The organism is Subtercola sp. RTI3 (genome assembly GCF_035018625.1).
In the GTDB taxonomy this organism is placed as follows: Bacteria; Actinomycetota; Actinomycetes; order Actinomycetales; family Microbacteriaceae; genus Subtercola; species Subtercola vilae.
The window spans coordinates 1-25530 of the sequence record NZ_JASJXO010000015.1 but is presented as its reverse complement, the minus strand read 5'-3'; the positions used below and the strand labels follow the sequence as shown (position 1 = coordinate 25530).

Genomic DNA, 25530 nt, shown 5'->3' with positions numbered 1-25530 from the left:
AAAAGGATTGGCAATGGCAGAACTAACGATCAGCCCCGACGAGATCCGCAACGCTCTTCAAGATTTCGTCAAGTCGTACGAACCGACCGCCGCGAGTGCTGTCGAGGTCGGTTACGTCATCGACGCGGCTGACGGCATCGCCCACGTGCAGGGTCTGCCGGGCGTGATGGCCAACGAGCTCATCACGTTTGCCGATGGCACGCTGGGCCTCGCCCAGAACCTCGAACAAGATGAGATCGGTGTCATCGTTCTCGGTGAGTTCAGCGGCATCGTCGAAGGCATGCAGGTTCAGCGCACCGGTGAAGTGCTCTCGGTTCCCGTCGGTGACGGCTACCTCGGCCGCGTCGTCGACCCCCTGGGCAACCCCATCGACGGTCTCGGCGAGATCGCGTCGACCGGTCGGCGTGCCCTCGAGCTGCAGGCTCCGGGCGTCATGAGCCGCAAGAGTGTACACGAGCCCATGCAGACGGGCATCAAGGCCATCGACGCCATGATTCCCATCGGCCGCGGCCAGCGCCAGCTGATCATCGGTGACCGCCAGACCGGTAAGACGGCCATTGCGATCGACACCATCATCAACCAGAAGGCCAACTGGGAGTCGGGCGACACCAACAAGCAGGTGCGCTGCATCTACGTGGCCATCGGCCAGAAGGGCTCCACCATCGCTTCGGTGAAGGGTGCCCTCGAAGACGCCGGAGCAATGGAGTACACGACGATCGTCGCGTCTCCCGCCTCCGACCCCGCCGGCTTCAAGTACCTTGCTCCCTACACCGGCTCGGCCATCGGCCAGCACTGGATGTACGACAGCAAGCACGTTCTCATCATCTTCGACGACCTGTCGAAGCAGGCCGAGGCGTACCGCGCGGTCTCGCTGCTGCTGCGTCGCCCGCCGGGACGCGAGGCGTACCCCGGTGACGTGTTCTACCTGCACTCCCGTCTGCTCGAGCGTTGTGCCAAGCTCTCCGACGAGCTGGGTGCCGGCTCGATGACGGGGCTTCCCATCATCGAAACGAAGGCCAACGACGTCTCGGCCTACATCCCGACCAACGTGATCTCGATCACCGACGGGCAGATCTTCCTGCAGAGCGACCTGTTCAACGCGAACCAGCGCCCCGCAGTAGACGTCGGCATCTCGGTGTCGCGCGTCGGTGGTGACGCCCAGGTGAAGAGCATCAAGAAGGTTTCAGGAACACTGAAGCTCGAGCTCGCCCAGTACCGTTCGCTCGAGGCGTTCGCCATGTTCGCTTCCGACCTCGACGCGGCTTCGCGTCGCCAGTTGGCTCGTGGTGCTCGTCTGACCGAGCTGCTCAAGCAGCCGCAGTACTCGCCGTACCCCGTCGAAGACCAGGTCGTCTCGATCTGGGCCGGTACGAACGGCAAACTCGACGAGGTTCCGGTCGAAGACATCCTGCGCTTCGAGCGCGAGATGCTCGACTACTTCGCTCGCAACACCGACGTTCTCACCAAGCTTCGCGAGACCAACGTGCTGTCTGACGACATCACCGCGGCTCTCGTCTCGGGTGTCGACGCGTTCAAGAAGGAGTTCCAGACGGGCGAGGGCAAGCCTCTCGCGTCGGTTGGCAGCGAGAAGTTCGCGTCGCTCCCGAAAGAAGATGTGAACCAAGAGAAGATCGTCAAGGGTCGTCGCTAACCGATGGCTGCTCAGCTCAGGGTCTACCGACAGAAGATCAAGTCTGCCCAGACGACCAAGAAGATCACGCGGGCGATGGAACTCATCTCCGCGTCGCGTATTCAGAAGGCGCAGGCTCGGGTGGCAGCATCCGGGCCCTACGCCCGCGCTGTCACGCGAGCAGTGTCGGCTGTCGCCACGTACTCCAACGTCGACCACATCCTCACCACCGAGCCCGAGAAGATCGAGCGCGCACTTGTCGTGATCTTCGCGTCAGACCGCGGGCTCGCCGGCGCTTTCAGCTCGAACGTGCTGAAAGAGTCTGAGCACCTCACGTCGCTTCTGCGGAGTGAGGGTAAAGACGTCGCCTACTTTGTCGTGGGTCGGAAGGCCGCCGCGTACTTCTCGTTTCGGAAGCGCGAAGCTGCCAAGACGTGGACGGGTGGCACAGACCAGCCGGCGTTCGAGGTTGCGAAGGAGATCAGCGACTCACTTGTCGAGATCTTCCTGCAGGAGGCCTCGGCCGGCGGAGTCGACGAGATCCACATCGTCTACAACCGTTTCGTGAACATGGTCTCGCAGGTTCCCGAGGTGACGCGTCTGCTGCCCCTCGAGGTCGTCGACGGCATCGAAGCGCCGGCCGACAACGAGGTGCTGCCGCTCTACGAGTTCGAGCCCGAGGTGGGCGACGTTCTTGATGCTCTGCTGCCCGTCTACATCGAGAGCCGCATCTACAACGCCATGCTGCAGAGCGCCGCTTCAGAACACGCTGCTCGCCAGCGTGCGATGAAGTCGGCCAGCGACAACGCCGACAAGCTGATTCGCGATTACACCCGACTGGCCAACAACGCCCGCCAGTCGGAGATCACCCAGCAGATTTCTGAGATCGTGGGCGGCGCCGACGCGCTGACCCCGGCTCGCTAGTTTGAGAAGAGAGAAGTTATGACACCGACAGCAACAGACACTTCGCCCGCTGCCGCCGACGTGAAGGTCGGAGGCATTGGGCGCATCGCCCGCGTCACCGGGCCGGTTGTCGACATCGAGTTTCCGCACGATGCCATCCCCGGTATCTACCACGCACTGAAGTCAACGGTCACCATCGATGGCGTCACCACGCCCATCACGTTCGAGGTCGCCCAGCACCTCGGTGACGACCTGGTTCGCGCCATCTCACTGAACCCGACCGATGGCCTGGTTCGTGGCCAGGAGGTCACCGACACGGGTGCGCCCATCTCGGTGCCCGTTGGTGAAGTCACCAAGGGCAAGGTCTTCAACGTCATCGGTGAGGTGCTGAACGCTGACGCTGACGGCACCATCAACGGCGAGAAGATCGAGATCACCGAGCGCTGGCCCATTCACCGCAAGCCCCCGGCGTTCGACCAGCTCGAGTCGAAGACGACTCTGTTCGAAACCGGCATCAAGGTCATCGACCTCCTCACCCCGTACGTTCAGGGTGGCAAGATCGGTCTGTTCGGTGGAGCCGGTGTCGGCAAGACCGTTCTCATCCAGGAGATGATCCAGCGCGTCGCGCAAGACCACGGTGGCGTCTCGGTGTTCGCCGGTGTCGGCGAGCGTACCCGTGAGGGCAACGACCTCATCGCTGAAATGGAAGAGGCGGGTGTCTTCGACAAGACGGCCCTCGTATTCGGCCAGATGGACGAGCCGCCGGGAACGCGCCTTCGCGTTGCGCTGTCGGCCCTCACCATGGCGGAGTACTTCCGTGATGTGCAGAAGCAAGACGTTCTGCTCTTCATCGACAACATCTTCCGCTTCACGCAGGCCGGCTCAGAGGTTTCAACGCTTCTCGGTCGTATGCCGTCGGCCGTGGGCTACCAGCCGAACCTCGCCGACGAGATGGGCGTTCTGCAAGAGCGCATCACCTCGACGCGTGGGCACTCGATCACGTCGCTTCAGGCCATCTACGTTCCGGCTGACGACTACACCGACCCCGCTCCGGCGACGACCTTCGCGCACCTCGATGCAACGACCGAGCTCTCGCGCGAGATCGCATCGCGTGGACTCTACCCGGCAGTCGACCCGCTCACCTCGACCAGCCGCATCCTCGACCCCCGTTACCTGGGCGAAGACCACTACAACACGGCTGTTCGCATCAAGGCCATTCTGCAGAAGAACAAAGAGCTGCAGGAGATCATCGCCATTCTCGGTGTCGACGAGCTCTCTGAAGAAGACAAGATCACGGTTTCGCGTGCACGTCGTATTCAGCAGTTCTTGTCACAGAACACGTACATGGCCAAGAAGTTCACCGGTGTCGAGGGTTCGACTGTTCCGCTGAAAGACACGATCGAGTCGTTCTCGGCCATCGCGAACGGTGAGTTCGACCACGTGGCTGAGCAGGCCTTCTTCAACGTCGGTGGTATCAACGACGTCGAAGAGAAGTGGGCTCAGATTCAGAAGGAAGACAACTAGCCATGGCTGATGTCACCGGCGCGGGCGCTGCCCCGCTGCAGGTCAGTGTCGTGTCGGCCGACCACGAAGTGTGGTCGGGCGGCGCAACGCAGGTCATCGCGAAGACCACTGAGGGCGAGATCGGCATTCTGCGGGGCCACGAACCGCTGCTGGCCATCCTTGCCGAGGGCGAAGTGCGTGTCACTCTGCCCGACGGGAAGCGCATCACCGCGCAGGCCGATGAGGGTTTTCTCTCGGTTGAGAACGACCGCGTGACCATTGTGGCGCGCGCGGCCGAACTCGTTTCTTAGGGTTCGGGGTAGTTCCTCTCTCTTGCTCGTACTTCTGCCACCGTCTGAGACCAAGCGTGACGGTGGTGCACTAGATCGGCTCGACCTGTCTTCGCTCAGCTTCAATGGGTTGAAGACGCGTCGGGCCGAACTTGTTCGTGCCGTGCGGCTGCTTGCCCGAGACGCCGATGCCACCATCGCCGCGCTGAAACTCGGCCGCACCCTGGGCGCGGTCGAGGTGGAGCGCAATCGTCGTCTCACGCTGTCGCCGACCATGCCGGCGCTCGACCGGTACACGGGAGTGGTGTTCGACGCGCTCTCTGCAGAGAGCCTTCCCGTCGCTGCTCGCCAGTTCGCTGGGGCACACGTGGCCGTGCACTCGGCGCTGTTCGGGCCCATCCGCGTAGCTGACGCGATTCCGGCGTATCGGTTGTCGCACGACTCACGGGTGCCGGGGTTGCCGCTGAAGAAGCATTGGGCAGCCGCTGCCTCTGCTGTGCTGGCGCGGGAGCCAGGGCTGTTGCTCGACTTCCGGTCAGAAGGATACGTTGCACTCGGGCCGGTGGATGCCCGGCCGAACACGCACTTTCTGAGGGTGATCTCCGTGGGCACCGACGGCCAGCGCCGTGCCCTGAACCACTTCAACAAGAAAGCCAAGGGTGAGCTCACGCGGGCCTTGGTGCTGGCGGGGGTAGACTTCGCCTCGGTTGACGAGTTGCTGGCCTGGGCGCCTGGTGCAGGCTTCGATCTGCGGCTCACGCCTGACGGCGATCTTGCGCTGATGGTCTGAGCGCTGTCGCGCTGTCGCGCTGTCGTTGTGTCGCGCGGTCGCTCTGACGGTATCGATGGTCGAAACTGACCACGAGACGCACCTCAAGCGGGTGACTCGTCGGGTTGGTACATTGTGGGGGTGTATTCCACTCATTCAGTTGGGCCCCTGTTCGCTTTCGTCGTTGTCGTCGTGATTCTTTTGACGGTATTGGTGGCGGTCGCGGTGTACGTGGTCGACGCATGGTTCATGTCGCTCGTGCTGAAGAAGATGGGCGATGCGCCATGGAAGGCGTGGGTTCCCGTCTACAGCAAGTGGGTGTTTCTCGAACACGGCGGGCAGCCCGGATGGTGGGCGCTGCTGTCGCTTGTTCCGATAGCGAACTACGCTGCGCTGGTGCTGGAAGCGATCGCTGCCTACAATCTGGGCGCGCGATTCGCAAAGGCGACCGTCGGCTGGGTCGTGTTGTACGTGTTCGTGCCGTACGTATGGCTCGCAATGGTTGCCTTCGATGACAAGGCCTACGACCCGTCAGTGCCGTTTCGCGTCGCTCCCATCGCCCCCATTGGCGGTCTGTCTTCCGCGATCTAGTGCCCTTGCGCGACCTCATCCCGTTGCCGAGAACGCACGCTCAATCGCGTACAGAGGGTGCGCAGCGTCTCGAGCGTGCGAAACTACGGCCGAGGTCGACTCAGTGTGGCCGGCTACGAACTGTTCGCCTCCATCGCCGCTCCCCATCGACGAGCGTTGCCGTCAGAGTGAGCCCGAGCTTCGCTGCGAATCCCATCGGCGTGCCGGTCAATCGATCAGCGATGACCCAATTGAACCAGCGTTCCATGCCGTCGGGGGAGTGGCCGAGGGTCTGTCGCTGATAGCGCGCTGTCAGCTCGTCGCGCGTGGGCGGCTTGCCTCCGGTATGGCGATACAACTGGGGATCGGCGAGCACCACCACCATCGGTTCGGCATGATCGACGGCCAGTGGGTCGAGTCGGAGTCGCTCGGTGATCAGCTCTCGCGCCAACGGTACTGGCAGCACCGCCGCCGAAGAAGCTGGTGTTGTGCGGGGAGGGGAATGGCTCGAGCGGTGATGGCCGGTCTCACTCATCGGCGGCCAGAAAGCACCCGGCGACGTGGTCATCGACCAGGCCGCCTGACTGCATGAGGGCGTACATGGTGGTGGGGCCCACGAACACGAAGCCGAGCGCACGAAGAGCTTTGCTCAGGGCGATGGAGTCGGGGGTGGTCGCGACGATGTCGGCGAATGTTCGAGGCCGAGGTCGCGAAGATGCGGGGGCGAAACTCCAGACCAGGCGATCGAGGGCGCCGACGGAGGAGTCGGCGATGAGCTTCTGCGTGATGCGGGCGTTAGTGATGACGGCGTTGATTTTTGCGCGATGCCGGATAATGCTGGCGTCGGTGACGAGGCGTTCGACGTCGGCGTCAGTGAAAGCTGCAACGGTGTCGATGTCGAAGTCGTGGAACGCCGCACGGAACGCTTCTCGGCGACGCAGGATGGTGATCCATGAGAGGCCGGCCTGGAAGCCCTCGAGGCTGATCTTCTCGAACAGCGCACGGTCGGAGTGGAGGGGTTTGCCCCACTCGGTGTCGTGATACGCGATGTAGAGCTCGTCTGTTCCCGCCCAGGCGCACCGCGTTATGCCATCGGCCCCCTGCACGATGGCGCTCATGCGTGACCGATGCTCTCGTGGTCGAGCAGCCAGACTTTGGTGGGAATGCCATTGCCCGCGCTGTAGCCGGTGATCTTGCGGTTCGACGCGAGTACACGGTGGCAGCCGACAATGATGGGAACCGGGTTCGAACCGACGGCACCGCCGACCGCCCGTGCTGATCCCGGTTTGCCGGCCAGCGCGCCGAGCTCACCGTACGACACGAACTCACCCCAGCCGAGACGCGCCAGCTGCAGCCAGACCGCGGTTTGGAATGGCGTGCCCTCGAGCTTCACGGGGAGGTCGAACTCGGTGCGGTCACCCGCGAAGTACTCGGATAGCTGGCGCGAGGCTTCGTCGAGGACGTCGTTGGAGTTCTCGGGCAGGTTCTCGTAGGTGAGAAGGCCGGCGCGCTCGATTTCGAGCGTGAGAATGGAGTCGTCGTCGGCCGTCAGTTCGAGCCGGCCGAGCGGACTCTCGACGCGGAGGAGGTGGGTTGGAGCTGTCATGATTCGACAGTAGTGCCGTGGCCCGACGTCGATCGCAGCTCCCGCTGAACTGTGGACAACTGTGTGATCCTCATCAACGTGCAGGAGCCGTGTACTCCGCAGGGCCGGGTCGAGCCGGGCTTCAGGCACCCGATCACGCTCTCAGCGGGCGACTGCCCGCTCGCACCGCCGCCGCGGGATCGATCGAGTGGCCCCACATCGTCGGTTGGTGCGGCCGGTGGCGACGTTCTGGGGAAAGTCGATGGGCGTGGGCATGGGTCAGAGGCGCCAGCTCAGGTCGCGCGGTGGCAGCTCGGTTCGGTTGAGGGTCTCGAACCAGATTCGGTCGAAGTGGGGGCGCTCGGCGGGCAGGAGCGCTTGGCGGGCCCGCTGCACGTTGAGCGAGAACTCCGTCTGGGGAGGCTCTTCAGACGGGGAGCACGTGCTTGCAGAGAGGTCGGCGCTCGGGGTGAGGGCTGGCGTGGGAGGGCGGCCGGTGGGTGAGCGGGGCGGCGGAGTCGGGGCATGGGCGTGGGGCGAGCATCCGGCGGCCAGGTTCGGGTAGTTCTCGGGGGCGTACCACTCGTTCCACTCGTCTTCTTCGGCTTCGGCGGCAAGCCAGTGGTCGATCACCTCGGTCAGGTGCGCGCGAGCGCGCCCTTCGTCGGGCGGGAGGCCGCGACGGCCCGACAGGAGTGCGAGCGCGAGCTCGAGGTGGATCTCGGCTAACACAGGGTCGCCGTGGTCGCCCCACCAGGTGGGTTCGCGCTCGTCGAACTCGGCGACGAGGTCGTCGGCGTCACGGTGGCCGAACATGCTGGCGACGTACGCCCAACGGTAGACGACGGGTTCTGCTTCATCGCCGTCGAGCCCACGAGTGACGGTGGCGAGCAGGGTGTTCAGTCTGCCGGCGCGAGCCAGCGCGACAAGGCGGGGGTCGAATGAGGCGGGAGTTGTCATGGGCGGGGCCCTTTCGGTGAGGGGTGGTGTCGATCAGAGGGCTGAGAGCGCGCCAGTGAGCCGGAGCGCCACAGTCAAAGCGAGCATAACTCGACCCTCTGACATGCGACCCTCCGACATTCGACCTCCGACATTCGACCCCCTCCGGCATTCGACCCACCCCCCGATATTCCACCCACTGGCGCCCACCCCACCCCGGGCGTAGCGTGGCGCAATGAGCGATTCCCTCGAAACCCACCGCGACTACGGAGCCGAAGCGCTCAACGAGAGCGACCTCGACCCGAGCCCGACGGCGCAGCTTGCACGGTGGCTTGCCGAGGCCGAGCGGGCGGGCATCCGGGAGCCGAATGCCATGGTGCTGTCGACGGTCGACGCGGCGGGGCTGCCAGGGAGCCGCACTGTTCTACTGCGGGGTCTGGATGCTCGGGGCCTGACTTTCTTCACCAACTACCATTCGGCGAAGGGCCGTGCCCTCGCGGCGAATGCGGTGGCGTCAGTGCTGTTTCCGTGGTATTCGCTCGTGCGGCAGGCCATCGTGACGGGCACGGTCGCGCGGCTCACCGCCGCCGAAAGTGACGCGTACTTCGCTTCGAGGCCGCGAGGATCGCAGATTGCCGCCATCGCCAGCGAACAGTCGGCCCCGATTGGCTCGCGCGCCGAGCTCGAGGCGAGGGTGGCGCGCGTTGAGAGCGAGTACGAAGCGGAGGGGAGTGTTGAGCGACCCGAGGGGTGGGGCGGGTTCAGGATCGTGCCCACCAGAGTGGAGTTCTGGAAAGGCCGTACATCTCGCCTTCACGACCGGTTCGAGTACGCGCCCGGCGAGATTGGCTGGCAGATCACTCGGCTGCAGCCGTGAGCGGCACGGCATGGGCGAGGTGTGCGTGAGGGGTGGAGATCACGCGCTGAGGCGCTGAGGGGCGTAGCAGTGGCTGAAGACCCTACCTACCGCCCGGCCCGCCCGTGCGACTGCTTGCGCACAGCCAGGTACACGAACGTCTCGGTCGACTCGACGCCAGCGATGCTTCGCACATCGTCGTTCAGAACCGAGATAAGGGCCCCGTCGCTTTCGCAGATGACTTCGATCATGAGGTCGAACCGGCCTGCGGTGTGCGCGACGCTTGTGACGGAATTTAGAAGAGACAGCGCGTCGGCGATGGCGACAGTGTCACCCGAGCAGGCCAGGCCCACCAGCGCCTGACGTCGGAACCCGAGCTGTGCCGGGTCGGCGATGGCCACGATCTGCATGGCGCCGGAGTCGGTGAGCCGCTGAACGCGCTGGCGCACCGCCGCCTCGCTGAGACCTACTTCTTTGCCGAGGTCGGAGTAGGAGCGCCTCCCGTCGGCCTGCAGCAGCTCGACAATCGATCTCGAAGTGTCATCGAGTGACGTCGGGCTTGCTCTGTGGCTCATTTGTCGATTGTGTCAGCCGACGCTGCGCGCATCAACGGTTTGGGTGCGGATTCGGAGCTGAACTATACTGCCCGACGTAAACCCGGCCTGTTGGGGGGTAGAGCGAGCGTGCAAGGCGAGAGAGAGTGCTGATCTGACCACTGTGTGACCACAGTGTGACCACAGTGTGACCACAGTGAGGGTCGCAGGTCGTCTATGGTTGTCGAAAGGCTGATCACCCGAACGACAGCCGGTCAGAAAGAGACATCGCGTGACCCAGATCGGCGACAGCTCCGCGCGTATACGCGTCACCGGAGCCGGGGCAGAGGCGCCCACCTTCCTCGTTTCATGGTCGGCTCTCAGCGACCTCGGTAAAAAACGCAAGGTCAACGAAGACAGCGTGGTGGCTACGCCTCCCATCTTCGCCGTGGCTGACGGCATGGGCGGCCACGCCGCTGGTGACATTGCCAGCGCTGCGGTGGTGAACCGACTCGGAGCCGTGAGCGGTGAACCCTTCACGACCGGCGACGTGATCGACGAAGCGCTGCTGAGGGCGCTCGAAGACATCGACGTTGTGGGCGACGCGAACGAGCGGGGTACCGGCACCACCGTCACAGGGGTCGCGCTGACTCAGCTCGACGGTCACCCCACCTGGGCGATCTTCAACATCGGCGACTCCCGCGTGTACCTGTACGAGAGCGCTTCACTCGAACGCCTCACGATCGACCATTCGGTGGTGCAGGAGCTTGTCGACGCCGGCCTCATCACCGCCGAGCAGGCCGAAACGCACCCCGACAGCAACATCATCACGCGCGCGGTGGGCTTTCACGAGACGCCGGCGCCCGACTACTCGACTCTTGCCGTGGCGGCCGGCCAGCGCTTCCTGGTCTGCAGCGACGGGCTCACGAAAGAGCTCACCGACCACGGCATCGCGCACTACCTGGCCATCAGCGTGACGGCCGAAGACGCAGCGCGCTCGCTGGTTGAGGCGGCTCTCTCGAACGGTGGCCGCGACAACGTCACTGTGCTGGTGATCGACGTCGAGCTCGCCGAGTAGGGCTGCGCGTCGCGGCTGCCCGCTTGTCGCTCACAGCCGCTGGCTGCTCGCGGTCGAAATCCCGGTCGCAGAATGACCTTATGAGATGGCGGCGACCGGGACTGCGGCTCCGAGTCGGATGCTACCGACGGGGGAAGTGCCGCCATAAACGGTGAGGTCGAGGGCGGGCAGCAGGGCATCGACGGCGCGCTCGTCGAGGGCTCCGGCCTGCACGAGCAGCGTCAGCCCCACGAGGGTGGCTGCACGGAGGCTCCCGTCGAGCATTTTGATCGCCACGGTTGTGCCGGCGGTGGTGCCGGCGGGCGATTCGGTGGCGGGGGCGCCAGAACCCGCAGCGGGAGCGCCTGCAGCGGCACCCGAAGCAGCGGCACCATCAGCAGCAGACGCGTCGGGCAGCGGGGTTGCCGGCGTGGTTGACATGACCATCACGCCCTCGGCCCCGAGCTTCGAGAACACCGCGAGCGAGTCGATGCAGAGCGTGTTGGCGCGGCCCGGCCCGTCGATGGCCCAGCCGTTCGCGAGCACCGAGGCAGTCAGCACCGAGGCAGTCAGCACCGAGGCAGTCAGCACCGAGGCAGTCAGCACCGAGGCAGTCAGCACCGAGGCGGCGGGCACCGACTCGGCCGAGGCGCCCGTGATGCGCCCGATGCCGCGCGCGAGGCCGGTGAGCGAGATGGCGTGCACGGGGGCTCCGCAGCCGTCGGTGCCGGTGGCGGCGATGCGCTCACCGGTCAGCGACTCGATGGTCTCGACGATGCGCTGCTGCAGAGGGTGGTCGAGGTCGAGGTACGTGTCAATCGGCCATCCGTTCACCACGCAGGCGAGCAGCATGGCCGCGTGTTTGCCCGAACAGTTCATGTAGATGGATGCCCGGTGCTGGTGCCCGCGCACCAGTTCGTCGCGCGCAGCCGAGTCGCCCGGCCAATCGTCTGGACACTGCAGTGCGTCTGTCGTCAGCCCCGCCTTGGCCAGGATGCTCTCGACCACGGCCACATGCTCGGGAGTGGCGGCGTGGCTGGCCGTGGCCAGCACGGTCTGCACGGCGTTGAGTTCGACGCCGGAGTTCAGCACCGCCAGCGCCTGGAACGGCTTCAGGCACGAGCGCGGGAAGATGGGCGCGTCGGGGTTGCCGAGCGTGCGGACGACTTCGCCCGAAGGCGACACGACGACGGCCGAACCGATGTGGCGCGACTCGACGAATCCGCTGCGCTCGAGCACGGCGAGCTCGACCGCCTCGGTGGCGGCGAAGGTGCCGCCGCTCACTTCGCGGCCAGCTCGGCGAATCCGTCGTCGAGTACGGAGAGGGCGTCTTCGAGCAGAGCGTCGGTGATGGTGAGGCTCGGCAGGAAGCGCAGAACATTGCCGTACGTGCCCGCGGTGAGGATCAGCACGCCGTGCTGCGCCGCGTACGAAGCCAAGAAGGTCACCGCGTCGCCATTGGGCTCCTTGCTGGTGTAGCCGGTACCGGGCTGCACGAGTTCGATGGCGATCATGGCGCCGACCCCGCGCACGTCTCCGATGATGTCGTACTTCTTCTGCAGTTCGAGCAGGCCCGCAGACAGGGTCTGCTCGACCCGGGTGGCCTCGGCGAGAAGGCCCAGACGTTCGATCTCGCCGAACACGGCAACCGCCGCTGCGGCTGCGACGGGGTTGCCGCCGAAGGTTCCGCCGAGACCGCCCGGCAGGGCGGCATCCATGATCTCAGCACGGCCGGTGACGGCCGCGAGGGGGAGGCCGCCCGCGATGCCCTTGGCCGAGAGCACCATGTCGGGGATCAGCCCGAAATGGGTGCTGGCGAAGTACTCGCCGGTGCGGGCCATTCCGCTCTGGATCTCGTCGGCCACGAACACGATGCCGTTGTCGGTGCACCACTGCTGCAGCGCCGTGAGGTAGCCCTCCGCCGGCAGAACGAAGCCGCCCTCGCCCTGGATGGGCTCGACAACGAGGCAGGCGAGGTCGTACGCGCCGACCGTCTTCTCGAGGTAGCCGATGGTGCGGGCCGCCGCCTCGGCGCCGGTGAGGCCGTCGTGGTACGGGTACGAGTTGGGGGCGCGGTACACGTCGCCGGCGAACGGGCCGAAGCCGGTGGAGTAGGGCGCGGCCTTGAAGTTCATGGCCATCGTGAGGTTGGTGCGGCCGTGGTAGGCGTGCTCGAGCACGGCGACGCCGACCCGGCGCGTGTACTTGCGGGCGATCTTCACTGCGTTCTCGACCGCTTCGGCGCCCGAGTTGGCGAGCATGGTCTTCTTGGCGAAATCACCGGGGGTGTGTTCGGCGAGCAGCTCGGCGACGCGCACGTACTCTTCGTAGGGCGTGACGGTGAACAGGGTGTGGGTGACGTCGTTGAGCTGCTGAGTGGCCGCTTCGACGACGCCCGACTGGGTGTGGCCCACGGTGGTGACGCCGATTCCGGCACCGAGGTCGATGAACTGGTTGCCGTCGACGTCGACCAGGATGGCGCCGTGCGCGCGGGCGATGTAGACGGGCAGAACGGAGGACACGCCCACCGGCACCACGGCGAGGCGTCGTGCGTGCAGGGCGTCAGACTTCGGGCCGGGAATCGCGGTGACGATTCTGCGCTGCTGTGCGACAGAGGCAGCGGGGCCAGCGGAGACAGAGGAGACAGAGGAGACGGGGGTGCCGATGGTGTCAGTCATAGTGCTCAAGATTACCGGCTCGCGCCCGGCCCGGCTGGGAGCGCACCGTGCAGCTTTGCTTCACCCTCGTTGTACCGACGGTTGCCGACGCGGGAAGAGCACCTAGGCTGGGGCCGTGAATGAGCACCACTACGCCGTGAGCGTCGAATGGCAGGGCAACCGCGGCACAGGCACGAGCGGGTACCGCGACTACGGTCGGCAGGGCGTGATCCGTGCCGAGGGCAAGGTGGAGCTTCCGGCGTCGGCTGACCGCACGTTCCACGGCGACCGCGATCGGTGGAACCCCGAAGAGCTGTTGGTGGCCGCGCTCGCCGAATGCCACATGTTGTCGTACCTGCACGTGGCGGTGCAGCACGGCGTGGTGGTGACCGCGTACGAAGATGCCGCCGTGGGCACGATGGCGCAGGCGGGCCAGGGCGGTCACTTCACTTCGGTGACGCTCCGCCCGGTGGTGACACTGGATGATCCTAGCCAGGTCGAGCTGGCGAACTCGTTGCACCACGAAGCCAGCGCGGTGTGTTTCATCGCCCAGTCGGTGAACTTCCCGGTGCTCCACGAGCCGACCGCTCGCTGAGGCACGCAGGCCAGCCGCCAGCACTCAGCCGCGCGGCAGTTTCGGCAGCGCCGACTGGTCGAGCCACGCCGCGAACAGCGCCCGAACCGGCACCGATGCGTGCGACTCGACGAGAGTGATGAACTCCGGGGTCGAGACCGAGCCGTGCCGATACGTCGCCGCCCAGTGCCGCAGTATCGCGAAGAACGTGTCGTCGCCGAGAGTTCGGCGCAGCGCATGCAGCGTGAGGGCGCCCCGTTTGTAGAGGCGGTCGTCGAACATCCGCGCCGCCCCCGGATCGCCGACGGTGATGTCTTTGGGCAACCGGTTCACCTTCGACCAGTGCGAAGCGGCGCACTGGTCGGCCGTCAGCGAGCCCGACTCTTCGCTCCACAGCCACTCGGCGTAGCAGGCGAACCCTTCGTGCAGCCAGATGTCCTTCCAGTGCGACACGGTGAGGCTGTTGCCGAACCACTGGTGCGAGAGCTCATGGGCGATGAGGCGTTCTGAGCCGCCGAGACCGTCGATGTGGTTTCGGCCGAACACCGCGAGGCCCTGTGCCTCGAGCGGAATCTCGAGCTCGTCGTCGGTGACCACGGCCACGTAGTCGGCGAACGGGTACGGCCCGAAGAGGCGCTCGAACAGCTCCATCATGCGCTGCTGCGGCTCGAAGTCGGCCAGGGCGTTGGGGCGCAGGTCTTCGGGCACGAGCACGTACTGCGGCACGCCGCTCTGCGAGATGCCCATGGTCTCGTAGAGCCCGATCTGTACGGTGGCGAGGTAGCTGGCCATGGGCTCGGTCTGCTGAAACTCCCACCGGGTTCTGCTCGCGCGCTGCGACCGTTTCACGAGCTCGCCATTGCAGAGCACGCGGTAGGCCGACTCGACCGAGAAGACGATGCTGTAACTGGCCTTGTTCGATGGATGATCGTTGCAGGGAAACCACGACGGAGCCCCGCTCGGCTGGCCGGCCACAATCACCCCGTCGGTGAGTTCTTCCCAGCCCACCTCGCCCCACTGGCTCTGCACCGGCTTGGGCTGGCCGCCGTAGCGCACCACGACGGTGAACTCGTCGCCGCTGTTGATCGGGCTGGCCGGAGTGATGACGAGTTTGCGCGCGGTCTGGGTGAGCTGGGTGGAGCGCGTACCGTCGACGCTCACCTTGCTCGCCACGAGGCCGGCGAAATCGAGGCTGAACCTGCTGAGCCGGTGGGTGGCGCGGGCGGTGATGGTGGCCGTGGCAGCGAGGCGGTTGCTCGACACCCGGTAGTCGCAGTCGAGGTCGTAGTGCAGCACGGTGTAGCCGCCATTGCCGCTGGTGGGCAGGTAGGGGTCGCCGTGCGAGCGGGCGCCTTCCGAGGCGAGCGCGGTAGAGGTGCTGCGCGGCATCAGGGGCGCCCGCCAGTTCGAGTGCCAGTTCCAGTGCCAGCAGCAGCCTCGGCCCCAGCGGCCCACGGTGCGATGGGGTTGCCCACCCAGCGCGAGCGGGCCGGAACGTGCTCGCCGCGCATCACGAGCGACGCAGGCCCCACGGTGGCGTCGGCCCCGATCGAGGCGGCCGGCAGAATCACGCCGTGCGGCCCGAGCGTGGCGCCGTCGGCGAGTTCGACCCCGTCGAGGCTCATCACCCGGTCGTGAAAGAGGTGTGTCTGCACCACGCAGCCCCGGTTCACCGTCGCCCCGGCGCCGATCGAGACGAGGTCGGCTTCGGGCAGCCAGTAAGTGTCGACCCAGGCGCCCCGCCCGATCGTCGTGCCGAGTGAGCGCAGCCACCACACGAGAGCGGGCGTGCCAGAAGCAGCGTTCGCGAACCACGGAGCAGCAACCATCTCCACAAAGGTATCCGACACTTCGTTCCGCCAGACGAACGACGACCAGAGGGGATGCTCCGAACGTACAATGCGCCCCACCAGCGCCCACTTGGCAGCCGTCGTCACGAGCGCTGCCACCGCGCCGCCCGCCAGCATCACCGCGCCACTGAGTACGATCGCCCAGCCGAGGCCGAACGTGCCGAGCAGCCATTCCAGCAGCACCGCGATACCGAGCCCGATGCCCACGCTGATCATGACGGGCACGATGCGCCCCAGTTCCCAGAGAGCGCGGGCGAGCCGCAGCCGCGTCGACGGGCGAAACGTGCGGCCCTCGTCGAACTCGGTGACCTGCCGGCGCAGCCGCACGGGCGGGTTGCCGAGCCACGACGAACCGCTCTTCGCCTTTCGCGGCGTCGCCGAGAGCACCGCGACGAGCCCGTTGCGCGGAACACTCCGCCCCGGCGCCGTGAGCGCGCTGTTGCCGAGAAACGCGCGCGAGCCGATGGTGGCCTGATCGATGCGCAGCCAGCCGCCGCCGAGCTCGTACGAGGCCACCATAGTGTCGTCGGCGAGAAAAGCAGAGTCGCCGATCGTGGTCATGCGAGGCAGGAGCAAGACCGTCGAGGCTTCGACGTTCGAGCCGACGGTGGCCCCGAGCATCCGGAGCCAGACGGGGGTGAACAGGCTCGCGTAGAAGGGAAAAAGAATGGTTCGCGCGGCATCGAGCAGGCGTTCGGTGGCCCAGACCTGCCAGCCGATGCGGCTGCGCACGGGGTAGTGGCCGGGGCGGAGACCGATGCCGAGCAGACGGGTGGCGATCACGGTGAGGCCGGCGTAGACGATTCCGGCCGCGATAGTGGCGAGCGGAATGGCCGCGAGCACGCGGAGGGCTGCCTCGCCGAGAGACGGCAGGCTGAGGGCACCGGATGCTCGACCCAGCGCGCTCGCGACAGAGGTTGTGAGCGATTCGATCACCGGGGTCTGGCTGCCGGCCCCCGGCAGAACGCTGCCGAGCCCGCCGAGCGAACCCGCATCGAGGCTCAGACCGAGAAACGCGCCCGCGACGACCGCGCCGACGAGTACGGCCAGCACGGGTAGCAGCGACAGGGCCACCGATCCGGCAGCGAACGCAACGAGCCAGCGGGCGTTGCGGGGTGGCCGGTGATCGGGCCAGCCGGGGTGCGCTTTGCCGAGGCGCTGGGCGGGGGAGCCGGCCCACAACTGGCCGGAGGGCACTCGGCCCGCGACCGCTGAGCCCGGGGCGATCTCTGCTCGGCGACCCACCCGGGCGTTCGGTAGAAGAGTGCTGCGGGCCCCGACAGTCGCATCTGCGCCGATCTGGATGCTGCCGAGGTGCAGCGTGTCGCCGTCGATCCAGTAGCCGGCGAGGTCGACCTCGGGCTCGATCGAAGCTCGTGCGCCGATTTTCAGCATTCCGGTGATGGGTGGCAGGGTGTGCAGGTCGACGCCGGGGCCGATCTTTGCGCCGAGCGCGCGGGCGTAGGTGAGGATCCACGGGGCGCCGGCGAGGTTTGTGGCGCCCACCAGGAGGGCGATCTGTTCGGCGAGCCAGAGTCGCAGGTGAACGCGACCGCCGCGCGGGTAGTCGCCCGGCTTCACGCCGGCCAGCAGGGCGCGGGCACTGAGCACCGAGAGCGCCATGCGCCCGAACGGGGTGATGAGGAGCACGAAGCCCGCAACAACCCACCACCATGAGATCGTGGGCGCCCAGGTGAACACCCCGAAGGCCGACAGAACATTGTTGGCGGCCAAGACGTAGACGAGCCAGCGCAGCCCCACGATGACATGTAAGGGGATGCCAAGCAGAGTCTGCAGGAACTGGGTCGATGGCGGGGTGGGAGCGACCTGTTCGCGGCTGGCGCGGGCGACGGGGGCGCGGGCGTCGAGTTCGGCGGCGAGGGCGCCGATGCGCGGGTGGTCGTAGATGTCGGCGACGGTGGCCTCTGCGAAGCGGGCGCGAATCGCCGACACCAGCTGGGCGGCGGTGAGGCTGCCGCCGCCGAAGGCGAAGAAGTCGTCATCGAGGCTGGTCACCGGAGCACCGAGGATGCCCGACCAGAGCTCGGCGAGCCACGCTGCCGTGGGGGAGAAGGCGGGTAGCTGCCCTGCGGTGCCGGTGCCCGTGCTCGTGCTCGCGCGGGCGTCGGCGCGGGCGCCCGCACTTCGTGCGCCGCCTGCGCCTGTGCCTGCGCCGGTGCTCGACCCGGAGCCCGCAGCCGCCCCTCTGCCGGCGGTCGGGAGTGGCCAGGGGAGCGCCGCCCTGTCCACCTTGCCGGAGGTGCGCGTGGGAAGGGTGTCGACCACGTGCAGGAGGGGGATGAGCGCGGCGGGAAGGGTTTCGCGAAGCAGCGCGCTCGCGGCGGCGAGGCTGAAGGGCCGGGCATCCGGAGCCACCGCGCTCGCGGCCACCGGGGCCGCAGCGGCATCTGTCAGCGCGAGGTACCCCACGAGAACCTGGTTGCCGGCCGTGGTCTGCTGCACAACGGCAGCGGCCCCCGCGACCCCGGGTAGCGCCTGCAGTGCGGCCTCCACCTCGCCCAGCTCGATGCGGCGCCCGCCGAGCTTGACCTGGTCGTCGGCGCGGCCCTGAAACACGAGGCCGGCGCGGTCGAACAGCACCAGGTCGCCGCTGCGGTAGGCGCGCGCCCAGCCGAGCGTGGGCATGGCGGCATACTTCTCGGCGTCTTTCGCCGGGTCGAGGTAGCGCGCGAGGCCCACCCCGCCGATGATGAGCTCGCCCACTTCGCCGTCGGCCACCGGATGCCCGTTGCTGTCGACGACCGCCAGATCCCAGCCGTCCAGCGGCAGCCCGATGCGCACCGGAGCCTCGCCCGTCAGGAGGGCGCCGCACGCCACCACGGTCGCCTCGGTGGGGCCGTACGTGTTCCACACCTCGCGGCCGTCGATGGCGAGCCGGGCGGCGAGCTCGGGCGGGCACGCCTCGCCGCCGAAGATGAGCAGGCGCACCAGTTCGAGCGACTCGGGCGGCCACAGCGCCGCGAGGGTCGGAACCGTCGAGACGATCGTGATGCCGTGCGCGATGAGCCACGGGCCGAGGTCGACGCCCGAGCGCACGAGTGAGCGCGGTGCCGGCACCAGGCAGGCACCGTGCCCCCACGCGAGCCACATCTCTTCGCACGAGGCGTCGAACGCCACGCTGAGCCCGGCGAGCACACGGTCGCCCGGCCCGAGGGGTTCGGCCTGCAGAAACAGTCGCGCTTCAGCGTCGACGAAGGCGGCGGCCGAGCGGTGCGTGACCGCGACGCCCTTCGGGGTGCCGGTCGAGCCGCTGGTGAAGATGATCCACGCGTCGTCGTCTGTCGTGGGCCCGCCGACGACCGGCAGAGTGCCCGTGGGCGAGCCAAGGGTGGGGGTGGCAATTCCAGCGTCAGCCGTGCCGGTGCCCGGCCGCAGCGCAATCTCGCCGGCCGCCCCGATCACACCCACCACGGCCGCCTCGCCGAACACCAGCGCGGCCCGCTCGTCGGGGTCGTCAGCGTCGACGGGAACGTATGCGGCGCCCACCGCGAGCGTCGCGAGAATCGCGATGTAGAGGGTACGGGTGCCCGACGGCACCCTGATTCCGACCCGGTCGCCGCGCCGCACGCCCGCTTCGGCGAGCCTGGCCGCAGCCCGGTTGATCTCGGCGAGCAGCTCGCGGTAGCTGAGCGTTCCGCCCGCGTCGGCCAACGCGGGCGCCTGCGGATTCGCCCTGGCACTCGCCTGAAGCACATCGATCAGGGTGCGGGGTTCTGGCGCGCGCTCACCGGCAAGAAGAAGGCCGGGGGCTGTCGTGGCGAGGGTCATGCCGGTCATCCTGTTCTGGGTCGCACATCGGGGCGAAGTGCTCAGAGTGTAGTGAGGCAGGGCGAAGCCGAGGTGAACGAGCGCCAGTCTAGGCGGCAGCCGGCTTTGGATGCCCGCCCCGCGCCGCCCGTGCCGAGCATGCCCGGCACAGCACCCACTCACCGTCGTACGGCAGACTGGCATCCGTAGATCGACGTCACTCGACCAGCTGAGGATCAATGCGCACCATCGCCACCTTCTCCGTGACCGCCGCAGCGGCCGTAGCCGCCCTTCTCGTGCTCGCGGGGTGCAGCGGCTCGTCGGCCCCCACACCCGCCCCCACGGTCGCGTGCTCGCTCACCGCACCCGGCGCGGCCTCCGCCGCCGTGACGGTGACCGGCGAACCCGACCAGCACCCCACGGCAACGTTCACCGCGCCGCTCACCACCGACATCACCGAGCGCACGGTGCTCACGACCGGCAGCGGCGCCGTCGCCGGAACCGGCATGGTCGCCACCGTCGACTTCACCCTCTTCAACGCCACCTCGGGCGCTGAGCTGTTCACCACCCTCAAGGAGGGCGGCGCCCCGCTGCCCATCACTGTCGATGAGTCGCAGTTTCTGCCGGGGCTCGTGAAGGCCGTTTCGTGCTCCACGGTCGGGTCGCGCGTGGTCGCGGTCGTGCCGCCGGGTGACGCGTATGGCGCGGCAGGAAACACCGACCTCGGCGTCGGCGCAACCGACTCGCTCGTCTTCGTCGTCGATGTGAAGAGCGTCGCTCCGGCACCCACCGCAACTCCTTCGGCCACGCTCGATCCGAACCTGCCCACGCAGGCGACCGGTGCCGCGCAGCCCGCCCCCGCCGGGTTTCCCGCAGTGACACTGGCCGCGAACGGCACCCCGGCCATCAGCATCCCGGCGGCCGACCCGCCCACCACCCTGCAGATCGCCGACCTCAAGAAGGGCGCCGGCCAGACGGTCGCCACCGGCGACAGCGTGACGGTTCAGTACCAGGGCGTCATCTGGCGCACGGGCGCCGTGTTCGACCAGAGCTGGGGCAGCAAGCCGGCGACGTTCGCCACCACCCAGGTCATCCCGGGGTTCTCGGCCGCTCTCGTGGGCCAGGCCGTGGGCTCGCAGGTCATCGCCGTGATCCCGCCCGACCAGGGCTATGGCGTCGCGGGCCAGACCGCGGCGGGCATCGAGGGCACCGACACCCTCGTGTTCGTGGTCGACATTCTCGCCACGACACCGGCGCAGTGACCCCGTCGACGACGTCGGTGCCACAATGACAGGTATGCGACGCGTCATCATTCTCGGCTCAACCGGTTCGATCGGGGTGCAGGCGCTCGACGTCATTCGCGCCAACCCTGAGAGGTTCGACGTGGTGGGCCTGGCCGCTGGTACGAACCGTGCGGCGATGGATGCCCAGGCCGCCGAATTCGGCGTCACCGACGTCGCCCTCGGTGCGGTCGATGCCGAGCAGCTCGTACGAAGCGTCGATGCCGACGTCGTTCTGAACGGAATCACCGGTTCCGTCGGACTCGGCCCCACCCTGGCCGCCCTCGAGACCGGCCGCACCCTCGCCCTCGCGAACAAAGAGAGCCTCATTGTCGGCGGCGAGCTCGTGAAGGGCATCGCGGCGCCGGGGCAACTCGTTCCGGTGGATTCCGAGCACTCGGCCATCGCACAGGCTCTCCGCTCGGGCACCGCCGACGAGGTCGAACGCCTCGTGCTCACTGCATCGGGCGGGCCGTTTCGCGGCCGCAGCCGGGCGTCACTCATGAACGTGACCCCCCGCGAAGCGCTCAACCACCCCACGTGGGATATGGGGCTGGTGGTGACCACGAACTCGGCAACCCTGGTGAACAAGGGGCTCGAGATCATCGAGGCGCACCTGCTGTTCGACGTACCGTACGCGCGCATCGCGGTGACCGTGCATCCGCAGTCGGTCATTCACTCGATGGTCGAGTTCATCGACGGCTCGACGCTGGCGCAGGCGTCGCCGCCCGACATGCGGCTGCCCATCTCGCTCGGGCTCGACTGGCCGAACCGGGTTGCCGGCGTCGGCGCGCCCCTCGACTGGGGCCAGGCGCACACCTGGAGCTTCGAGCCGCTCGACAACGAGGCATTTCCGGCCGTCGAACTCGCCAAGCAGGTCGGCCGTGCCGGGGGAACCTACCCCGCGGTCTTCAACGCGGCGAACGAGCAGGCCGTCGCCGCGTTCCATGCCGGTCGCATCGGTTTTCTCGACATCGTCGAGACGATCGACAGGGTCGTGCAGCTGCACGAGCCGCACGAGGGTGCTCTCACCCGCGAGGCGCTGTTCGAGGCCGAACTCTGGGCTCGTCGCGAGGCCGACCGCATGATCGCCGCCGCCTAGCTGTACTGCCCGGTGGCCCGGCGCGCGCTCCTCAGCCCGTTGCGGGCAAACGTCAGGCTCGTGCCCAGCCCGCGCTCAGGGCCCAGCCGAATCGTGGCGGTAACGTGTGCACGTGGAAAACGTGTTGCTCTATGTCGTCGGCGTTGTCATCATCGCGCTCGGTCTGGCGATCTCCATCGCCCTCCACGAGGTGGGGCACCTCATTCCCGCCAAGCTCTTCGGGGTGAAGGTGACGCAGTACATGGTCGGCTTCGGGCCGACCGTCTTTTCGCGCCGGCGAGGTGAGACCGAGTACGGGTTCAAGCTGATTCCGTTCGGCGGCTACATTTCGATGATCGGCATGTTCCCACCCCAGAAAGCGGGCGGCAAGGCCAGGCGCGCCACCACGGGCTTCTTCAACACGCTGATTCAAGACGCGAGAAAGGCGAGCCTCGACACCGTCGGCGACGACGATTCGCGCTCGTTCTACCGGCTGCCGGTCTACAAACGCCTCATCATCATGCTGGGGGGCCCCACCATGAACCTGCTGCTCGGCATTCTGTTCTTCGGCATCGTGCTCTGCGGGTTCGGTATTGCCGGCCCGAGCACCACCATCGGCAGCGTCAGCTCGTGTGTGCTGCCCGCGAGCAGCACCCGCCAGACCTGCGAGACGGGCGACCCGGTGTCACCCGGCGCCGCCGCGGGCATCCTGCCGGGCGACCGTATCGAGACCATCAATGGCACCGCGATCTCGACGTGGGATGACGCCACCTCGATCATTCGTACCTCGTCGAACGTGCCTCTCACCGTTGTCGTCAACCGCGGCGGCACCGATACCACGCTCACCATCACACCACTGCTCACCCAGCGCGACGCCACCGAGGTCGTGAACGGCCAGTCGGTCGTCAAGACCGATTCGACGGGCGCCGCGGTCACCGAGAACGTGGGTTTCGTGGGCATCGGCTACGCCACCCAGCTTGTACCCCAGCCGGTGACGGCCGTGCTGCCCTTCGTCGGCACCAACGTGGTGGGCGTTGCGAACACCATCATCAACCTGCCCGCCCGTCTCGTGGGCGTGGCCGACGCCGCGTTCGGCGGCGGCACGCGCGACGTCAACGGGCCCATCAGCGTGGTGGGTGTCGGCCGGGTCGCCGGCGAGATCGCCACCATCGACATTCCGCTGGCGAGCAAGGTGGCCACGCTCATCGGGCTTCTCGGCTCGGTGAACATCGGCCTGTTCGTCATCAACCTGGTGCCGCTCATGCCGCTCGACGGCGGCCACATCGCCGGGGCTCTCTGGGAGGGCCTGCGCCGCCGCGTGGCGAAACTGTTCAAGCGCCGCGACCCCGGTCCTGTCGACACCGCCAAGCTCATGCCGCTCACCTTCGTGGTGGTGATCTTTCTCGGCGGCGTGAGCGCCCTGCTCGTCTACGCCGACATCGTGAACCCCGTCAACCTGTTCGGCTAGCGCCCGCCGGATGCCGCACGCGGCCCCCCTCGATACGATCGGTACTATGGCACGCACCAACCCGCAGCGCGGCGCACCAGGCGGAGCCGAGTTCGACCGACAGGCATCGCGCTTCGGCGGCCACGCTGGGCCGCCGACCCTGCTCTTCGTGCTGCTGCCGGTGTTCTTCTCTTTTCTGGTGCAGGTACCGGTCGCCGTGCTCTCGGGCGTTCACCGGCACGACCCGCTCGGGCTCCTCACCCTCGTTCTCGCACTGATCGGGCCTGGCGCGCTACTGTTCGCCCGCCGATTTCCTGGCCCTGTGGTGGCGATCGTCGCCGCTGCGGCCTGCGCCGACCTCCTGCTGCCCTCCGCCTCCGGCGCGCCCTACGTGGCCGTCGGCTTCGCCGTGATCTCGGCGATTGCGCGCGGTGCGCGGCTGTGGGCGTTCCTTGCCGTGACGGCCGGGTGGCTGATCGCGTTCGGCGGTTCGCTGGTGTTCTCGATCGACTGGAACCCGGGCCGCGTCGTGGTCACCACGATCGGGCTCGTGGTTGCGATGGTGATCGGCGAGGGCATCCGAACCCGACGCCAACGCGTGCTCGAGTTTCAGCTCGCGATGCGGCGGCGGCGCGAAGACACGGCCCAGGCAGAGCGCGTGCGTATTGCGAGGGAGTTGCACGACGTGCTGGCTCACTCGCTCTCGCAGATCAACGTGCAGGCCGGGGTGGGGCTGCACCTCATCGACGAGCATCCGGAGAAGGCGGCCGAGGCGCTGGCCAATATCAAACTGACCAGCAAGACTGCGCTCGACGAGGTGCGCGGGGTGCTCGGTTTTCTCCGCTCAGAGCGTGATGCACCGCTGCTGCCGAGCGCCGACCTGGCGCGGCTCGAGTCGCTCGTCGCGGGGGCATCGACCGAAGCCCTGCGGGTGCGGCTCGACAACCGCATCACCAGCGCGCCATCGGCCGGGGTGCAGCTCGCGCTGTTCCGCATCGCGCAAGAGAGCCTCACCAACGCCACGCGGCATTCCGGGGCATCGGAGGTTGCCGTGACTGTGGCAGAGACGGCCGGTTTCTACTCTGTGACCATCGAAGACAACGGGGTTGCGGCCCCTGCTGGGGCGTCGACGACGACGCTCGAGAGTGCGCTGGGCAACGGCATCCGCGGCATGCGTGAGCGCGCCGAGCTGCTGGGCGGCACGTTCGAGGTGGGGCCGGTCGATGCGGCGGGGTCTGCGAGTTCGTCAGATTCGTTCGATTCGTCTGATTCGGCGGCTGCGGCGGGTGCGCCTCTGCACGCCGCAGCGGGCGGGCTGGCGGGGCCGGTGGGGTTTCGAGTGCGGGCCATTCTCCCCAAGCAGGGGAGTGGCCGGTGATCAGGGTCGTCGTCGCCGACGACCAGCAACTCATCCGGGCCGGTTTCAGCGCGCTGCTTCAGAACGAGGCCGACATCGACGTCGTGGGGCAGGCCGCCACGGGCACTGAGGTGGTCGAGGCGGTGACGCGGCTTCGGCCCGATGTGGTTCTGATGGACATCCGGATGCCCGCCGGCGACGGCCTCTGGGCGACAGAGCAGATCGTGGCCGACCCTGCCCTGGCCGAGACGCACATCATCATCGTCACGACATTCGAGCTCGACGAGTATGTCGGGCGGGCCATTCGCGCCGGTGCCAGCGGATTCCTCGTGAAAGACACCGAGCCCGTCGAACTCATCCGCGCGGTGCGGGTGGTGGCGGCGGGGGATGCGCTGCTGTCGCCGAGCGTGACGCGCCGGCTGCTCGAGCGGGTCGCGGCGGGGCTCAGAGACGGCTCACAGGTGCCGCAGCTCGACTCGCTCACCGATCGCGAACGCGAAGTGCTGGCGCTGGTCGGCGAGGGGCTCACGAACGCCGAGATCGCCGGGCGACTGTTTCTCAGCCCGCTCACGGTGAAGACGCACGTCTCCCGAACGATGTCGAAGCTCGCCGCACGCGACCGGGCGCAGCTGGTGGTGGCCGCATACGAGGCCGGGCTCGTGCGGCCGGGGTGGCGCTGAGCGGGTTTGTGGGCTGGCTGGCGATCGTGCTCCCGGGGGAGTAGTCGGGTCGCGCCCGGTGGCGGATGTGCGGTGGCCGGTATCGGCGGAGTCTTGACTCAGCGGCCCAGTTCGGGCCCTGACGAAAGGACACGACGGTGCTGACGACGGCAGTGGCGAACACAATGACGACGGCCTTTACACTGTCTCTTATACACATCT

The 25530-nt window shown here is 67.4% G+C and carries 23 protein-coding genes; 14 read left to right on the top strand and 9 right to left on the bottom strand.

Annotated elements, in window-relative coordinates; translation table 11 throughout:
* The first annotated feature begins 13 nt into the window (after positions 1 to 13).
* From atpA to QN358_RS07875, 6 genes are all read left to right on the top strand, one after another.
* A complete protein-coding gene (atpA, locus tag QN358_RS07900; RefSeq protein ID WP_136642651.1) occupies positions 14 to 1651 on the top strand; it encodes a F0F1 ATP synthase subunit alpha in 1638 nt (545 codons plus the stop codon).
* 3 nt (positions 1652 to 1654) lie between these two features.
* Entirely contained in the window at positions 1655 to 2554 is a 900-nt protein-coding gene (locus QN358_RS07895; protein WP_136642650.1) for a F0F1 ATP synthase subunit gamma, read from the top strand.
* Between the two features lie 18 nt (positions 2555 to 2572).
* A complete protein-coding gene (atpD, locus tag QN358_RS07890) occupies positions 2573 to 4057 on the top strand; it encodes a F0F1 ATP synthase subunit beta (RefSeq protein ID WP_136642649.1) in 1485 nt (494 codons plus the stop codon).
* Between the two features lie 2 nt (positions 4058 to 4059).
* Positions 4060 to 4347, top strand: coding sequence for a F0F1 ATP synthase subunit epsilon (locus QN358_RS07885; RefSeq protein ID WP_136642648.1), 288 nt, complete (start codon positions 4060 to 4062; stop codon positions 4345 to 4347).
* 22 nt (positions 4348 to 4369) lie between these two features.
* Positions 4370 to 5116 (top strand): YaaA family protein, encoded by a 747-nt coding sequence (locus QN358_RS07880; protein ID WP_323512043.1) that lies wholly within the window; start codon positions 4370 to 4372, stop codon positions 5114 to 5116.
* Positions 5117 to 5236: 120 nt separating this feature from the next.
* Positions 5237 to 5686, top strand: a complete 450-nt coding sequence (locus QN358_RS07875) for a DUF5684 domain-containing protein (RefSeq protein WP_323512042.1) — start codon at positions 5237 to 5239, stop codon at positions 5684 to 5686.
* A gap of 100 nt (positions 5687 to 5786) precedes the next feature.
* Here QN358_RS07875 and QN358_RS07870 read toward each other — a convergent pair whose 3' ends face one another.
* The 4 genes from QN358_RS07870 to QN358_RS07855 all read right to left on the bottom strand — a co-directional run bounded on the left by QN358_RS07870 (position 5787) and on the right by QN358_RS07855 (position 8210).
* Complete coding sequence (locus tag QN358_RS07870; protein WP_323512041.1) at positions 5787 to 6050, bottom strand: hypothetical protein; 264 nt, start codon at positions 6048 to 6050, stop codon at positions 5787 to 5789.
* 142 nt (positions 6051 to 6192) lie between these two features.
* Entirely contained in the window at positions 6193 to 6783 is a 591-nt protein-coding gene (locus QN358_RS07865) for a DNA-3-methyladenine glycosylase I (protein WP_136642645.1), read from the bottom strand.
* Positions 6780 to 7271, bottom strand: coding sequence for a methylated-DNA--[protein]-cysteine S-methyltransferase (locus QN358_RS07860; protein WP_237280409.1), 492 nt, complete (start codon positions 7269 to 7271; stop codon positions 6780 to 6782). The genes QN358_RS07865 and QN358_RS07860 overlap by 4 nt, the downstream gene beginning before the upstream one ends.
* Positions 7272 to 7529: 258 nt before the next feature.
* Positions 7530 to 8210, bottom strand: coding sequence for a hypothetical protein (locus QN358_RS07855; RefSeq protein ID WP_323512040.1), 681 nt, complete (start codon positions 8208 to 8210; stop codon positions 7530 to 7532).
* A gap of 214 nt (positions 8211 to 8424) precedes the next feature.
* On the opposite strand from QN358_RS07855, the gene pdxH reads away from it, so the two are divergent.
* The gene (gene pdxH / locus QN358_RS07850; RefSeq protein ID WP_136643585.1) at positions 8425 to 9066 is read left to right on the top strand and encodes a pyridoxamine 5'-phosphate oxidase; all 642 of its coding nucleotides are present in this window, start codon (positions 8425 to 8427) and stop codon (positions 9064 to 9066) included.
* Positions 9067 to 9152: 86 nt separating this feature from the next.
* Here the strand turns inward: pdxH and QN358_RS07845 are convergent, their stop codons facing one another.
* Entirely contained in the window at positions 9153 to 9620 is a 468-nt protein-coding gene (locus tag QN358_RS07845; RefSeq protein WP_136643586.1) for an Lrp/AsnC family transcriptional regulator, read from the bottom strand.
* Positions 9621 to 9870: 250 nt separating this feature from the next.
* On the opposite strand from QN358_RS07845, the gene QN358_RS07840 reads away from it, so the two are divergent.
* On the top strand, positions 9871 to 10656 hold the full coding sequence (locus tag QN358_RS07840) for a PP2C family protein-serine/threonine phosphatase (RefSeq protein WP_136643587.1): 786 nt from the start codon (positions 9871 to 9873) through the stop codon (positions 10654 to 10656).
* Positions 10657 to 10734: 78 nt separating this feature from the next.
* On the opposite strand, the gene QN358_RS07835 is transcribed toward QN358_RS07840, so the two are convergent.
* The gene (locus QN358_RS07835) at positions 10735 to 11919 is read right to left on the bottom strand and encodes an asparaginase (protein WP_323512039.1); all 1185 of its coding nucleotides are present in this window, start codon (positions 11917 to 11919) and stop codon (positions 10735 to 10737) included.
* Positions 11916 to 13313: a 4-aminobutyrate--2-oxoglutarate transaminase gene (gene gabT, locus QN358_RS07830; RefSeq protein ID WP_323512038.1), complete on the bottom strand. Its 1398-nt coding sequence runs from the start codon at positions 13311 to 13313 to the stop codon at positions 11916 to 11918. Before gabT ends, QN358_RS07835 begins: the two co-directional genes overlap by 4 nt.
* 115 nt (positions 13314 to 13428) lie before the next feature.
* Between gabT and QN358_RS07825 the strand changes: the two genes are divergently transcribed.
* Positions 13429 to 13887, top strand: a complete 459-nt coding sequence (locus QN358_RS07825) for an OsmC family protein (RefSeq protein ID WP_136643590.1) — start codon at positions 13429 to 13431, stop codon at positions 13885 to 13887.
* A gap of 24 nt (positions 13888 to 13911) precedes the next feature.
* Here QN358_RS07825 and QN358_RS07820 read toward each other — a convergent pair whose 3' ends face one another.
* Both QN358_RS07820 and QN358_RS07815 read right to left on the bottom strand, forming a co-directional pair.
* Entirely contained in the window at positions 13912 to 15255 is a 1344-nt protein-coding gene (locus QN358_RS07820; RefSeq protein WP_323512037.1) for a M1 family metallopeptidase, read from the bottom strand.
* On the bottom strand, positions 15255 to 19505 hold the full coding sequence (locus QN358_RS07815) for a Pls/PosA family non-ribosomal peptide synthetase (protein WP_323512036.1): 4251 nt from the start codon (positions 19503 to 19505) through the stop codon (positions 15255 to 15257). The genes QN358_RS07820 and QN358_RS07815 overlap by 1 nt, the downstream gene beginning before the upstream one ends.
* Positions 19506 to 19723: 218 nt before the next feature.
* Here QN358_RS07815 and QN358_RS07810 point away from each other — a divergent pair, with 218 nt between their 5' ends.
* The 5 genes from QN358_RS07810 to QN358_RS07790 all read left to right on the top strand — a co-directional run bounded on the left by QN358_RS07810 (position 19724) and on the right by QN358_RS07790 (position 25329).
* Positions 19724 to 20746: an FKBP-type peptidyl-prolyl cis-trans isomerase gene (locus QN358_RS07810; protein WP_323512035.1), complete on the top strand. Its 1023-nt coding sequence runs from the start codon at positions 19724 to 19726 to the stop codon at positions 20744 to 20746.
* 34 nt (positions 20747 to 20780) lie between these two features.
* Entirely contained in the window at positions 20781 to 21866 is a 1086-nt protein-coding gene (gene dxr, locus QN358_RS07805) for a 1-deoxy-D-xylulose-5-phosphate reductoisomerase (RefSeq protein WP_136643594.1), read from the top strand.
* A gap of 112 nt (positions 21867 to 21978) precedes the next feature.
* Positions 21979 to 23313, top strand: a complete 1335-nt coding sequence (locus QN358_RS07800) for a M50 family metallopeptidase (RefSeq protein WP_136643595.1) — start codon at positions 21979 to 21981, stop codon at positions 23311 to 23313.
* A 46-nt stretch (positions 23314 to 23359) separates the two neighbouring features.
* Positions 23360 to 24670, top strand: coding sequence for a sensor histidine kinase (locus tag QN358_RS07795; RefSeq protein WP_161580489.1), 1311 nt, complete (start codon positions 23360 to 23362; stop codon positions 24668 to 24670).
* Positions 24667 to 25329: a response regulator transcription factor gene (locus tag QN358_RS07790; RefSeq protein ID WP_136643597.1), complete on the top strand. Its 663-nt coding sequence runs from the start codon at positions 24667 to 24669 to the stop codon at positions 25327 to 25329. The genes QN358_RS07795 and QN358_RS07790 overlap by 4 nt, the downstream gene beginning before the upstream one ends.
* Positions 25330 to 25530: the final 201 nt, after the last annotated feature.

Excerpts from the sequence above, each read along its gene's own strand:
- atpA (WP_136642651.1), top strand. The coding sequence starts at position 14 with ATGGCAGAACTAACGATCAGCCCCGACGAGATCCGCAACGCTCTTCAA.
- QN358_RS07895 (WP_136642650.1), top strand. The coding sequence starts at position 1,655 with ATGGCTGCTCAGCTCAGGGTCTACCGACAGAAGATCAAGTCTGCCCAG.
- atpD (WP_136642649.1), top strand. The coding sequence starts at position 2,573 with ATGACACCGACAGCAACAGACACTTCGCCCGCTGCCGCCGACGTGAAG.
- QN358_RS07885 (WP_136642648.1), top strand. The coding sequence starts at position 4,060 with ATGGCTGATGTCACCGGCGCGGGCGCTGCCCCGCTGCAGGTCAGTGTC.
- QN358_RS07870 (WP_323512041.1), bottom strand. The coding sequence starts at position 6,050 with ATGGTGGTGGTGCTCGCCGATCCCCAGTTGTATCGCCATACCGGAGGC.
- QN358_RS07865 (WP_136642645.1), bottom strand. The coding sequence starts at position 6,783 with ATGAGCGCCATCGTGCAGGGGGCCGATGGCATAACGCGGTGCGCCTGG.
- QN358_RS07860 (WP_237280409.1), bottom strand. The coding sequence starts at position 7,271 with ATGACAGCTCCAACCCACCTCCTCCGCGTCGAGAGTCCGCTCGGCCGG.
- QN358_RS07855 (WP_323512040.1), bottom strand. The coding sequence starts at position 8,210 with ATGACAACTCCCGCCTCATTCGACCCCCGCCTTGTCGCGCTGGCTCGC.
- pdxH (WP_136643585.1), top strand. The coding sequence starts at position 8,425 with ATGAGCGATTCCCTCGAAACCCACCGCGACTACGGAGCCGAAGCGCTC.
- QN358_RS07845 (WP_136643586.1), bottom strand. The coding sequence starts at position 9,620 with ATGAGCCACAGAGCAAGCCCGACGTCACTCGATGACACTTCGAGATCG.
- gabT (WP_323512038.1), bottom strand. The coding sequence starts at position 13,313 with ATGACTGACACCATCGGCACCCCCGTCTCCTCTGTCTCCTCTGTCTCC.
- QN358_RS07820 (WP_323512037.1), bottom strand. The coding sequence starts at position 15,255 with ATGCCGCGCAGCACCTCTACCGCGCTCGCCTCGGAAGGCGCCCGCTCG.
- QN358_RS07815 (WP_323512036.1), bottom strand. The coding sequence starts at position 19,505 with ATGACCCTCGCCACGACAGCCCCCGGCCTTCTTCTTGCCGGTGAGCGC.
- QN358_RS07810 (WP_323512035.1), top strand. The coding sequence starts at position 19,724 with ATGCGCACCATCGCCACCTTCTCCGTGACCGCCGCAGCGGCCGTAGCC.
- dxr (WP_136643594.1), top strand. The coding sequence starts at position 20,781 with ATGCGACGCGTCATCATTCTCGGCTCAACCGGTTCGATCGGGGTGCAG.
- QN358_RS07795 (WP_161580489.1), top strand. The coding sequence starts at position 23,360 with ATGGCACGCACCAACCCGCAGCGCGGCGCACCAGGCGGAGCCGAGTTC.